This window comes from Streptomyces sp. NPDC002690 (genome assembly GCF_053592415.1).
The window spans coordinates 1-12,314 of record NZ_JBSFVR010000223.1 but is presented as its reverse complement, the minus strand read 5'-3'; the positions used below and the strand labels follow the sequence as shown (position 1 = coordinate 12,314).

The window sequence follows — 12,314 nt, the reverse complement described above, 5'->3', positions numbered from 1 at the left end:
CGGGCGAAACGCCCGGTGGCGCCCATGGGAGCTTCCTCCTCGGGGGTGACCGCCTCTGGCTCGGGGACGACCTCCTCCGCGGAACGCTCCTCCCGTTCCTCCACGTCCTGGCCGGTTACGCTCATCACCGCCGCCTCTCCGCTGTCGTGCGCGTGTGCCGCGCTCGCCCGGGTCGCGCTCATGTGGCCGCTCCGACCGGGATCGCGGTGAGTGCCTTGACCTTCCAGCCGTCGCCCGTGCGCTCCAGGGCGGCCTCGAACCGTTTGCGTTCGGTTCCGGCCACTCCGGTGCGCGGGGTGACCTTCACGTCCACGGTGGCGATCAGCTCGGCCGTCCCGCCGCGTTCGTCGAGGGCGGTGAGCGCCGCGTCCGTGACCGTGCCCTTGGCGCTGGTGCCGGCCGACCGGAACGCGGCTGCGTCCTTGGCACGGGTGCTCTTCAGCTGGTCGTGGAGCGGTCCGGAGGTGACCCGCAGCCAGCCCTCGAGTCCGGCATCGATCCGTGCGGCGTCGGTGCCGTCCATGCTGTTCAGCCGGGCCAGTTGGCTCCGGCCGGCGGCGAGTGCGGCGTCCCGGCTCTTGGCGTACGCGAGGGAGTCGTCGCCCCGGGCCGCCGCGTAGGACCAGCCGCCCAGTGCGCAGACGAGTACGGCGGCGAGGAGGACCGCCCAGCCCGTGAGGTTCTTCGCCCGCGCGCTCACTCGCCTCCCCCCAGCCCGAGCAGCCCGGCCATGGTGGTGGCGGACCCGCCGGAAGGGGTGGCGGACAGGGCGCCGGGGAGGATCGTGTCCGCCGTGGAGCCGCTCAGCGTCGTCACCGGCTTCACCGGCGCGGGGACCGCGCCGCCCTTGGGGGCGTTGGCGGAGCCGCGGACCTCGATGCCGGTGCCGGGGGACGAGGTGCAGCGCGCCCGGGTGTTTGCCGCGGGGCCCTGGGTGGTGTCCAGGCCGTTGCGGTAGACGGTGCCGCCGTATCCGGCGGTGCAGGGCAGAGGTTCGAAGAAGGTGACGGCCATGCCGAATCGTGCGCCGTCCTCGTCCACCACGCTCGCTCCGGCGGCGGCCACGGCGGGCAGTTTCACCAGCAGTTCCTCGATGCCGCGCTGGCGGGTGACGGCGACCTCGGAGGTGGTGAGGAGGTTGGCGACGACGACGCCGAAGCCCGGGTCCAGGTCGCGCATGAGCGCGCTGAGCTGGGTCGCGGCGCCCGGGGTGGCGGCGATCAGCCGCCGCAGGTCGCTGTCGGAGCCCTTCAGCTCGGCGGCCAGGTCCTTCGCCCCGTCGGCGAAGCCCTTGAGCGCCTCGCCCTGTTCGGCCTGGGTGCGCAGCACCGTCTCGCCGTCCTGCATCAGCTTGATGTTGGCGGGGAGCGCCTTGTCGGCTGCGTCCACGAACTCACTGCCGGTGTCCAGCAGGACCTGGAGGTCGTCGCCCCGGCCGGCCAGCGCGGTGCCGAACTCGTCGACGACGGTGCGCAGCGACTCCAGGTCCACCGAGGACGCCAGGTCGTTGACGCTGACGAGTACGTCGGTGGGGGGCGCGGGGATGGTGGTGTCCGCCTGGTCGATCACCGAGCCGTTGCCGAGGAACGGGCCGGTGGCGCGGGTGGGGCGCAGGTCGACGTACTCTTCGCCGACGGCCGACAGGTTGGCGACCACGGCGGTGAGGCTGTCGGGGATGGGCGGGGAGTCGTTGTCGATGCGCAGTTCGGCCTCGACGCCGTCGTCGGTCAGCTCGATGGGTCCGACCCGGCCCACGGAGACGCCCCGGTAGGTGACGTTGGAGTGGGTGAACAGGCCGCCCGTCTGAGGGAGTTGCACCTTGACGGTGTAGTAGTCGCGCAGTCCGACGAAGTGGCCGAGGTCGGCGTAGCGGACGCCGAGGAAGCCGAGGACCAGCACCGAGATCACGAGGAAGGCGATGTTCTTGAGGCGGACGGCCGTGGTGATCATCGCTCGCTCCCGGTGCTCGAAGCGGTCACCGAGGGAAGCGGCAGGGGCAGCGAGGCGAGGGACGCCGTCTCCGCCGTCGGCTCGGTCGGGGTGGTCGTCGCGTCGGGGTCGTACGGCGGGATGATCCGGGTGCCGGGGGTGGCCGTCATGTCCAGATAGACGTTGAGGTAGTCGCCCTTCACGCCGCGCAGCACCTCGTCCGTGAACGGGTAGGTGGCGAGCACCTGGAGGGAGTCGGGCAGCGCGTCGCCGGAGTCGGCGAGCGCCTGGAGGGTGGGCGCGAGGGCCTTGAGGTCGGCGATCATGTCGGCCTTGCTCTTGTTGATCGTGTCGACGGCGACGGTGGACAGGGTGTCGAGCGAACGCAGCATGGTCAGCAGCTGGCCGCGCTGGTCCTCCAGGACCTTGAGGCCGGGGCTGAGTCCGGTGAGCACGGTGCCGACGTCCTGCTTGCGGGTGGCGAGGGTGGCGGCGAGCCGGTTGACGCCGTCGAGGGCCTGGGTGATGTCCTCCTTGTGGTCGTCCAGGTCGGTGACGAGGGTGTCGACCCGCTGGAGCATCGACCGAATCTCCGGCTGCTGTCCGGTGAGTGCCTTGTTCAGCTCGGTGGTGATGGTCTTGAGCTGGGCCACGCCGCCGCCGTTGAGGAGCAGGGAGAGGGCGCCGAGGACCTCTTCGACCTCCGGGTTGCGGTTGGTACGGACGAGCGGGATGCGGTCGCCGTCCGCGAGGGCGCCCTCGGCCTTGCCCTCGGTGGGCGGGGCGAGCTGGACGAACTTCTCGCCGAGCAGGCTGGACTGTTCGAGGCGGGCGAAGGCGTTGGCGGGGAGCGAGACGCTCCCGTTGATCCGCATGGTGACCTTCGCGGTCCAGCCGTCCTTGCCGAGCGCGATGTCGGTCACCCGGCCCACCGCGACGTCGTTGACCTTGACGGAGGACTGCGGGGCGAGGCTGAGTACGTCGGCGAACTCGGCGGTGATCTCGTACGGGTGGTCGCCGAGGTCGGCGCCGCCGGGGAGCGGGAGCTGTTCGATCCCGCTGAACGAGGGTGCGTCGACCTGGGTGACCACCAGCACCAGGGCGACGCCGAGGGCGGCCACCGAGGCGGCCCCGGCGATCACCCGGCTTCTGGGGCCGTGCGCGGCCCTGCTCATCGGCCGGCCTCCTTCTTCTCGGTCCCGGAGCCATCGGTCGCCGAGCCGTCGGTCCCGGAGCCGTCGGCCCCGGACTTCTCCGTACCGGTGGCCGACTTCTCGGGCGTGCCGTAGACGGTGCCGACGGCGGGCAGCGGGAGGACGGGCAGTTCGGCCTGGCGGTCGGCGTCGACCGCGGCGAGTCCGCTCAGAGGGCTCGCGCCGCTGTCGGTCGCCGCGCTGTCGGTCACCGTGCTGCCGGTCGCCGCGGGCTGGTCGGGGAAGTAGCCGCCCATGCTCAGCTCGTTGAGGTTGGCGCGTCCGTCCAGGGTCCGGTTGACCGGGTCGTACGCGTTGACGAGGTTGCCGGCCGTGAGCGGGAGGGTGTCCAAGGACTCGGCGAGCGAGGCCCGTTGGTCGACGAGGATCTGGGTGAGCGGTACGAGCGCGTCGACATTGGTCTTGAGCGACTCGCGATTGTCCTCGATGAAGGTCTTCACCTGGCCGAGAGCGGTGGCGAGTTCGGACAGCGCGGCGCTCAGGTTCTCCTTGTCCTCGGCGAGGAAGCCGGTGACGGAGTCCAACTGCTGCTCCGCGGAACGCACTTCGCCGTCGTTGTCCTTGAGCATGGTGGTGAAGGACTGGAGGTAGGACAGGGTGTCGAAGAGGTCGGTGCTGCTCTTGTCGAGGGTCTTGGTCGCCTTGCCGAACTCCTCGATGGAGTCACCGATGGCCTTGCCGTTGCCGTCGAGGTTCTCGGCCCCGGTGTCCAGGAGCCGGGCCAGCGCCCCGTTGGCGTTGGCGCCGTCCGGGCCGAGCGCGGTGGAGAGTTCGGTGATGGAGGCGTAGAGCTGGTCGACCTCCACGGGTGCGGCGTTGCCGTCGGCGGGGAGTACCGCGCCGTCGGCGAGGGTGGCGCCGCCGGTGTAGGCGGGTGCGAGCTGGATGTACCGGTCGGCGACGAGGCTGGGGGCGACGAGCACGGCGTGCGCCCCTTCGGGGACCTTGATGTCCTTGTCGACGCGGAGGGTGACCCGCACCTCCTGGCCCTGCGGTTCGACGGAGGTGACGCTGCCCACCTTGACGCCGAGGATGCGCAGGTCGGAGCCCGGGTAGACGCCGGTGGCCCGGTCGAAGTACGCGGTGACCGTGGTGGTGCCCTCCTGGTCGAGGGCCATCACTCCGGAGGTGGCCGCGACGGCGACGACCGCGAGTCCCGCGCCGATGCCGATGACGCGCGTGAGTCTCATCTTCAGCTGCCCCCTTCCTGTTTGGGCGGCATGCATCCGGTCGCGGGGGTCGCGTCGGCCGGCAGGTAGTTCTTGGGCACGACACCGCAGACGTAGTTGTCGAACCAGCGGCCGCTGCCGAGGGTGTTGCCGACGAGCCGGTTGTAGGAGCCGGCCATCGAGAGCACCTTGTTCAGGCTGTCCTCGTTCTTCACCAGGACGGCGGTGACCCTGCCGAGCGCGTCCAGGGTGGGCTTCAGCTGCTTGTTGTTGTCCTGGACCACACCGGTGAGCTGGATGCCGAGGTTCTTGGTGCCGGTGAGCAGCTGGTGGATGGAGTCCCGGCGGGCCTGGATCTCGCCCAGCAGGAGGTTGCCGTCCTTCAGCAGCGTCTCGAAGGAGCTCTCCTTGCTGGAGAGCGTCTTGGTGAGCTGCTTGCTCGCTCCCAGCAGGGTGGCGAGTTCGGCGTCGCGCTCGGAGACCGTACGGGAGAGGGCGGACAGGCCGTCCGCCGCGCTGCGGACGTGGGCCGGGGAGTCCTTGAAGGTGTCGGAGATCGCGTCGAAGCTCGCGGCGAGCTGGTCGGTGTCGATCTCGTCGATGGTCTCGCCGAGTCCGTTGAACGCCTGGGTGACGTCGTACGGGGAGGTGGTGCGGTCGGCGCCGATGCGCCGGGACGGGTCCTGGGCGGTGGTACCGAGCGGGTCGACGGCGAGGTACTTGTCGCCGAGGAGGGTCTTGATGGCGATGCCGACGGTGCTGGAGTTCCCGATCCAGGCGTCCTTCACCCGGAAGGAGACCTTGACCTTGGCGCCGTCGAGCGTGACGCCGGTGACCTCGCCGACCTTCACTCCGGCGATGCGGACCTCGTCGCCGTCGGCGAGCCCGGCGGACTCGGAGAAGTCGGCGGTGTAGGTCGTGCCGCCCCCGATGAGGGGCAGGGCGTCGGCGTGGAACGCGGCGAACCCGACGAGGCCGAGGACGACGATGCCGGCGACCGAGACGGCGACGGGGTTGCGCTCCCTGATGGGGGTGATGTTCACGCCTGGCACCTCGGTTCGGTGATCGCGATGCCGGTGGGCGGGGTGCTGCCGTCGCTGGTGGTGACCCCGGAGACCTTGGCCTCGCAGAGGTAGAGGTTCATCCACGACCCGTAGGAGGTGAGGCGGGTGATCGCCTCCATCTTGGCCGGGGTCTTCGCGAGGAAGTTCTCGATCTCCGGCGTGGCGTCGGCGAGTTGGTCGGAGAGCCGGCCGACCTGCTTGATGCTGTCCTTGAGGGGCTTGCGGCCGTCCTCGAAGAGGTCGGCCGTGACGGTGGTGAGGGCGCCCATCGCGGTGACGGCCTCACCGAGCGGTTTGCGGTCCCCGGCGAAGCCGGTGACCAACTGCTGAAGGGTGTCGACCAGTTCGGTGAATCCGGCCTCGCGGTCGTTGACCGTCTTCAGCACCTCGTTGAGGTTCTTGATCACCTCGCCGATGACCTTGTCCTTGGCGGCGACGGTCGTGGTGAGCGACCCGACGTGTTCGAGGATGCTGTCGACCGTGCCGCCCTCGCCCTGGAGCACCTGGACGATGGAGCCGGCCAGCTCGTTGACGTCGGGCGGCGAGAGGCCCTCGAAGAGCGGCTGGAAGCCGTTGAAGAGCTGGGTCAGGTCGAGCGCGGGGGTGGTGCGGGCGAGCGGGATGGTCTCTCCGGCCGTGAAGTTCTGGCCGACGGGCCCGGCGCCCTGGTCGAGGTCGATGTAACGCTGGCCCACCATGTTGAGGTACTTGATGGACGCGGTGACCGAGGCGGGGAGCGTACGCCCCTTGCGTACGGCGAAGCGGACTTCGGCGACCCGGCGGTCGGCGAGGCCGATGGACTCGACCTGCCCGACCTTGACCCCGGCGATGCGGACGCTGTCGCCGACGACGAGCCCGGTGGCGTCGGTGAACCGGGCCTTGTACGACGTGGTGTCCCCGACACCGGTGTTGGCGATGGACAGGGCGAGCACGGTGGTCGCCAGTGTCGTCACCAGGACGAAGACGATCGATTTCGTGAGGGGTCCCGCGAGGGAGCGGCGCTTCACTTGAGCTTCACCTCCGCACCGCGGAAGGCCGGACCGATGAGCACGCTGCTCCAGTCGGGCAGGTCCTGCGGCTGGACTTTCAGTGTGGGAGCGACGAGTTCGTTGACGAGCGCGCTCTCTTCGGGAGAGTTGGCGATGCCGAGGGTGCGTTCGCCGGCTGCCGCGTCCGTGGTGCCTTCGGCGGTGACGTCGCCGGTGGCGGCCGTCGCGCTGTCGTCGGCGGCCACCCGGGCCTCGGCGGTGGGTGCGGTGGCCCCCAGGTACGGCACGGTGTAGCAGTGCGGGCCGCCGGTGGCCGTGTAGCTCGGGGTGTCCCGGCCCGCGACGTACTTGCCCTTCGACGGGACGGTCTTGAGGGTGACGTGCAGGCCCGGCTGGTCGGTGCCCTTGCCCAGCGCCTTGTCCATGGCGGGCACCATGCCGGCCATGGTGCGCAGGGTGCAGGGGTACTCGTCGGAGTACTTCGCGAGGACTTCCAGGGTGGGACGGCCGGAGGCGGAGAGCCGGATGAGGTTGTCCTTGTTCTTCCGCAGGAAGGCTGTGACGTCCTGGGCGGCGCCTGTCGCCGTCCCGTACAGGCCGGCCAGTTCGGCCTGCTGGTCGGCGAGGGTGCCGCTGGTGGTGGTGAAGTCGGTGAGCGCGTCGACGATGTCCGGCGCCGCGTCCGCGTAGACCGAGCTGACCTTCACCAGTTCCTGGATGTCCCGGTTGAGCGTGGGGAGTTGGGGGTTGAGCTTCTTGAGGTGGGCGTCCAGGGTGACGAGGGTGTCGCCGAGCTTCTCGCCGCGCCCTTCGAGCGCCTGGGAGACGGCGGTGAGGGTGGCGGAGAGCTTCTCCGGCTTCACGGCGGTCAGCAGCGGCAGGACGTTGTCGAGCACCTGCTCCAGCTCGATGGCGTTGCTGGACCGGTCCTGCGGGATGACCGCTCCGGCGCGCAGCGCCTCGCCCGAGGGCACCTGCGGCGGTACGAGGGCGACGAACCGTTCCCCGAAGAGGGTGGTCGGCAGCATCTGGGCGGTGACGTCGGCGGGGACCTGGTCGAGCTTGTCCGGGTCGATGGCGAGGGTGAGCCTCGCCCCGTCGCCGTCCGCCGTGATGGAGCGGACCTGGCCGACGACGACGCCGCGCAGCTTCACGTCGGCGTTGTCGTGCATCTCGTTGCCGACCGAGCCGGTGCGTACGGTCACGGTGGCGTCGTTCTGGAAGTCCTTCTGGTACACCGAGACCGAGACCCACACCAGCACGGCGGGGACCAGCAGGAAGGTGACCCCGGCGGCTCTGCGGCGTACCGTCTGCGCGTTCATCAGCCGGCCACCTTCACGGTCGTCGTGGCGCCCCAGATGGCGAGCGAGAGGAAGAAGTCGGTGACGCTGATCAGCACGATCGCGTTGCGCACCGAGCGGCCCACCGCGATGCCGACCCCGGCGGGGCCGCCTTCGGCGCGGAAGCCGTAGTAGCAGTGGGCGAGGATCACCAGCACGCTGAAGATCAGCACCTTGAGGACGGAGAGCAGCACGTCGTCCGGCGAGAGGAAGAGGTTGAAGTAGTGGTCGTAGGTGCCCTCGGACTGGCCGTTGAAGAGGACGGTGATGTACCGGGAGGCGACGTACGAGGAGAGCAGCCCGATCGCGTAGAGCGGGATGATGGCGACGACGCCCGCGATGATGCGGGTGGTGACGAGGTAGGGCATCGAGCGGACGCCCATCGCCTCCAGCGCGTCGACCTCCTCGTTGATCCGCATCGCGCCGAGCTGGGCGGTGAAGCCGGCGCCGACGGTCGCGGAGAGCGCGAGTCCGGCCACCAGGGGCGCGATCTCACGGGTGTTGAAGTAGGCGGAGATGAAGCCGGTGAAGGCGGAGGTGCCGATCTGGTTGAGGGCGGCGTATCCCTGGAGGCCGACGACGGTCCCGGTGAAGAGCGTCATGGCGATCATCACGCCGATGGTGCCGCCGATGACCCCGAGGCCGCCGCTGCCGAAGGCGACCTCCGCGAGGAGTCGCTGCACCTCCTTGGTGTACCGGCGCAGGGTGCGCGGTATCCAGATCAAGGCCCGCACGTAGAAGTTGAGTTGATCGCCTGAGCGGTCGAGCCAGCTGAGCATGGACATCGGTCAGCCCCCCTTCGCGGGGACGATCTGGAGGTAGACCGCCGTGAGGACCATGTTCACGAAGAACAGCAGCATGAAGGTGATGACGACGGACTGGTTCACCGCGTCGCCGACGCCCTTGGGTCCGCCGCGCGGGTTGAGGCCGCGGTAGGCGGCGACGATCCCGGCGAGGAAGCCGAAGATGAGAGCCTTGAACTCGCTGATCCACAGGTCGGGGAGCTGGGCGAGCGCGGAGAAGCTGGCCAGGTAAGCCCCGGGGGTGCCGTCCTGCATGATCACGTTGAAGAAGTAGCCGCCGAGCGTACCGACGACCGAGACCAGGCCGTTGAGGAGCAGGGCGACGAACATGGTGGCGAGGACGCGCGGGACGACGAGGCGCTGTACGGGCGAGACGCCCATGACCTCCATCGCGTCGAGTTCCTCGCGGATCTTGCGGGAGCCGAGGTCGGCGCAGATCGCGGAGCCGCCGGCGCCCGCGATGAGCAGCGCGACGATGAGCGGGCTGGCCTGCTGGATGACGGCGAGGACGCTGGCGCCGCCGGTGAAGGACTGGGCGCCCAACTGCTCGGTGAGCGAGCCGACCTGGAGGGCGATGACCGCGCCGAACGGGATGGAGACGAGCGCGGCGGGCAGGATGGTGACGCTGGCGATGAACCAGAACTGCTCGATGAACTCCCGCGCCTGGAAGGGGCGCCGGAAGACGGCCCGGGTCACCGCGATCCCGAGGGCGAAGAGCTTCCCGGTCTCCCGCAGCGGGGCGAGCAGCCGCGTGGGCTGCCGCTGCACGGGCTGCGAGGAGGGTACGGGCGCGGGCGGCGGCTTCTGCGGCGGCTCGGCGGGCCGCACCGGTATCTCGGCGGTCACGGGCGGGCACCGCCGGCGGCCGGGGCCTGGCTGCGCAGGATGGCGTGCTGGGCGGCGACCGGCAGCTGGTGCATCATCGCGGCGACCCGCTCGCGGCGGCGCAGGGCGCCCTGCCGTACGGGCATGCCGGGCGAGGGTTCGAGCTGCGGGACGACTCCGCGCGGCTGCTGGTCGGCGTGGCCGCCGTAGCCGTCGGACGCCTCCGCGGCGAGCAGGGCCGCGTCCTTCTCCTCGGACATGCCGATGGGTCCGTGCCGGCGCCCGGCGAGGAACTGGGAGACCACGGGCAGGTCGCTGGTGAGCAGCACCTCGCGCGGGCCGAAGGTGACGAGGTTGCGGGAGAAGAGCATCCCCATGTTGTCGGGGACGGTGGCCGCGATGTCGAGGTTGTGGGTGACGATCAGCATCGTCGCGTCGATCTGCGCGTTGAGGTCGATCAGAAGCTGCGAGAGGTAGGCGGTGCGCACCGGGTCGAGGCCGGAGTCCGGCTCGTCGCAGAGGATGATCTGCGGGTCCAGGACCAGGGCGCGGGCGAGCCCGGCCCGCTTGCGCATGCCGCCGGAGATCTCTCCGGGCAGCTTGCCCTCGGCGCCGAGGAGGCCGACGATGTCGATGCGTTCCATGACGATGCGGCGGATCTCGGACTCCGACTTGCGCGTGTGCTCGCGCAGCGGGAAGGCGATGTTGTCGAAAAGGGACATCGAGCCGAAAAGGGCGCCGTCCTGGAACATGAGCCCGAAGAGCTTGCGGGTCTCGTAGATGTCCCTTTCGGGGCTGTTCACCATGTCGACACCGTTGATGAGGACGCGCCCCTGCTCGGGCTTGAGGAGCCCGATGATGGATTTCAGGAACACGGTCTTCCCGGTACCTGACGGCCCGAGCATGACGCTGACCTCACCGGCGGGAAGCGTGAGTGACACATCCTGCCAGATGTTCTGTTTGCCGAATGACTTGGTAAGGCCTTCGACAACGACTTCGATTCCCATCCCACCTCCTGCGTGCACTCACGAAGTGACAGAAATGCGCCGAGGGGCGCACGTTAAGTTCACCGGCACCACCAGGACAAGCCCTCGAACGGTCAAGAGGCCAAAGATCGGCACACTTGTCATCGAGTGACAAAGTCCGGTGGAAACCTTGTTCTTTGCTGCGTACTCACCACGGACGGCGCCGGCGGGAGATCCCCGCCCCGGGTGAGCCGGGGTCGAGGTGCCCCCGAGGGGCGAGAGTCCGGGCCGCAGGGGGGTGGCGGGACGGTGGGCTCCCGGGAGGGAGGACCGGCGCGGCGGGCCGCTCCGGATTCCGATCCCGCACGTGACGACGGAGACCCGCACGGCCGGCCGGGTACTCACGGGGCGAGGCTACGGGCGGGTAACCTGACAGGCAATACACGTTGTCCAAGTTTTCCCGGCCAAACCTACGGCCCCGTATTTCTGCGCGGGAAGTGAGCAGACCGGCTGCGGGAACTGTTCTCGGGTGATAATTCCCCGGCCTCTCGATCCACCGCCGGCCAGATCCCCGCACGTCACACGCGCCCCGCACGGTATGCACCGGCCGGACGACCCACACAAACGGAGAGCTGGGCTCCGCATTTCACGCGACAAGCCCTCCGCTCACCATCTGACAAGAATGGCCGGATAAGCACTCACCCAGGCACGAGAACAAGGATGCCTTCGAGGATTGTCAAACGCCGCCATTGTGCACCGGTGTGACCCGCCAGTAACGTCACGGCTCGGTGATAAGAGCAGAGTCGCCAGGGAGCAGATCCCACCGATTCGGCGCTCATTTTCACCGTAGCGATTCTCGTCGCCGCCGGAGCCGCTTCCCTCGGCGGACGTACCGCCCGTTCTCGGCGCCCGTTCCGGGGCGCTTTCCGAGCAACTCCGCGCATGCCGCCGACCCAACGGCGGCTGCCGTCAAAGGGGATGACATGAGAGCCACTTCGAACCGGACGCGCATGGGACTGCTGGCCGGCCTCACCGCCCTCGGTGCCTTCGCGTCCATGGGGTCCGCCACCGCCGCCACGACCCTCAACGGCAACTGGGCCTCCTTCACCCGGTGCCCGGTGGACTCGGCCGCCATGCTGGCCGCCGACGGCGCCACCGACACCGCGGTCTGCGTCTCCTCCCACTCCGCGAGCGGCACCATCAAGCTCGGCAACACCGTGGTCCCGTTCGGCGCGAGCGACCTCCAGCTCGGTGTGGTGACCCACCCCAACAACGCCTCGACGGCAGTCTCGCCGGCCGGGGGCGCGCTGGTCGCCGCGCCCGCCGACATTCCCGGAGGTCTCCTCGGGCTGATGTGCCCGAGCGACATCTTCGTCATCACCGGCATCTGCAACAGCCTCGCCGACGTCAACCTCAACCGGGTGACCGCGACCATCGAGTCCGTCAACAACCCCTCGGACTTCAAGCTCCTGGCCGGCCTCGGCACCACCACACCGATCATCACCCTGCCGGTCCGCATCCACCTGACCAACCCGCTGCTCGGCGACAACTGCTACATCGGCAGCTCCTCCAACCCGATCCTGCTGCACCCGAAGAACTCGACGCTGCCCTCGGTCGGCTCCTTCCAGTTCAACGGGGACGGCTCCGACAACCCCGAGGGCGTGCTGGGCCGCATCAGCCTCGCGGGCGCCACACAGTCGGACACCACCTTCTCCGCCCCCGGCGCCAGCGGCTGCGGCGCCGGACTGCTCAACTGGGCCGTCAACCTCAAGACGGGCCTGCCCGCCGCCTCCGGCACCAACAGCCTGACGCTGAACAACGCGCAGACCAACGTCGTCACCATCAACGACCCGGGCGCCGCCGCGCCGAACGCCGGCAAGGACCTCTCCCAGTACTGGCACTCGGCCGTGAAGTAGGGCCCTTCGTCCTGATCGGGCCGGGCCCGGTCCGATCAGGACAGCCCTGCCCCTCCCGCACGGCCGCACGACGGTGGGGCCGCCCTCGATTCGAGGGCGG

12 protein-coding genes are annotated in these 12,314 nt (G+C 69.7%); 1 reads left to right on the top strand and 11 read right to left on the bottom strand.

The window, feature by feature from the left end:
• From ACWD3D_RS24485 to ACWD3D_RS24435, 11 genes are all read right to left on the bottom strand, one after another.
• Nucleotides 1-182, bottom strand: a 182-nt coding sequence (locus ACWD3D_RS24485; RefSeq protein WP_451462958.1) for a hypothetical protein, incomplete at its 3' end; no start/stop codon positions are given.
• The gene (locus ACWD3D_RS24480; protein WP_451462957.1) at nt 179-700 is read right to left on the bottom strand and encodes a hypothetical protein; all 522 of its coding nucleotides are present in this window, start codon (nt 698-700) and stop codon (nt 179-181) included. The genes ACWD3D_RS24485 and ACWD3D_RS24480, both read right to left, overlap by 4 nt.
• On the bottom strand, nt 697-1,950 hold the full coding sequence (locus ACWD3D_RS24475) for an MCE family protein (protein ID WP_451462956.1): 1,254 nt from the start codon (nt 1,948-1,950) through the stop codon (nt 697-699). The genes ACWD3D_RS24480 and ACWD3D_RS24475 overlap by 4 nt, the downstream gene beginning before the upstream one ends.
• Nucleotides 1,947-3,104, bottom strand: coding sequence for an MCE family protein (locus ACWD3D_RS24470; protein WP_451462955.1), 1,158 nt, complete (start codon nt 3,102-3,104; stop codon nt 1,947-1,949). Before ACWD3D_RS24470 ends, ACWD3D_RS24475 begins: the two co-directional genes overlap by 4 nt.
• On the bottom strand, nt 3,101-4,333 hold the full coding sequence (locus ACWD3D_RS24465) for an MCE family protein (RefSeq protein WP_451462954.1): 1,233 nt from the start codon (nt 4,331-4,333) through the stop codon (nt 3,101-3,103). Before ACWD3D_RS24465 ends, ACWD3D_RS24470 begins: the two co-directional genes overlap by 4 nt.
• Before the next feature lie 2 nt (nt 4,334-4,335).
• Nucleotides 4,336-5,355 (bottom strand): MCE family protein, encoded by a 1,020-nt coding sequence (locus ACWD3D_RS24460; RefSeq protein ID WP_451462953.1) that lies wholly within the window; start codon nt 5,353-5,355, stop codon nt 4,336-4,338.
• A complete protein-coding gene (locus ACWD3D_RS24455) occupies nt 5,352-6,383 on the bottom strand; it encodes an MCE family protein (RefSeq protein WP_328718256.1) in 1,032 nt (343 codons plus the stop codon). Before ACWD3D_RS24455 ends, ACWD3D_RS24460 begins: the two co-directional genes overlap by 4 nt.
• Nucleotides 6,380-7,687 carry an MCE family protein gene (locus ACWD3D_RS24450; protein ID WP_451462952.1) on the bottom strand — a complete coding sequence of 436 codons (1,308 nt, stop codon included), beginning with the start codon at nt 7,685-7,687 and terminating at the stop codon, nt 6,380-6,382. The genes ACWD3D_RS24455 and ACWD3D_RS24450 overlap by 4 nt, the downstream gene beginning before the upstream one ends.
• Complete coding sequence (locus ACWD3D_RS24445; protein WP_266711964.1) at nt 7,687-8,490, bottom strand: MlaE family ABC transporter permease; 804 nt, start codon at nt 8,488-8,490, stop codon at nt 7,687-7,689. The genes ACWD3D_RS24450 and ACWD3D_RS24445 overlap by 1 nt, the downstream gene beginning before the upstream one ends.
• A gap of 3 nt (nt 8,491-8,493) precedes the next feature.
• On the bottom strand, nt 8,494-9,354 hold the full coding sequence (locus tag ACWD3D_RS24440) for an MlaE family ABC transporter permease (RefSeq protein ID WP_451462951.1): 861 nt from the start codon (nt 9,352-9,354) through the stop codon (nt 8,494-8,496).
• Nucleotides 9,351-10,340, bottom strand: coding sequence for an ABC transporter ATP-binding protein (locus ACWD3D_RS24435; RefSeq protein WP_451462950.1), 990 nt, complete (start codon nt 10,338-10,340; stop codon nt 9,351-9,353). The genes ACWD3D_RS24440 and ACWD3D_RS24435 overlap by 4 nt, the downstream gene beginning before the upstream one ends.
• 941 nt (nt 10,341-11,281) lie before the next feature.
• On the opposite strand from ACWD3D_RS24435, the gene ACWD3D_RS24430 reads away from it, so the two are divergent.
• A complete protein-coding gene (locus ACWD3D_RS24430) occupies nt 11,282-12,214 on the top strand; it encodes a hypothetical protein (RefSeq protein ID WP_451462949.1) in 933 nt (310 codons plus the stop codon).
• Nucleotides 12,215-12,314: the final 100 nt, after the last annotated feature.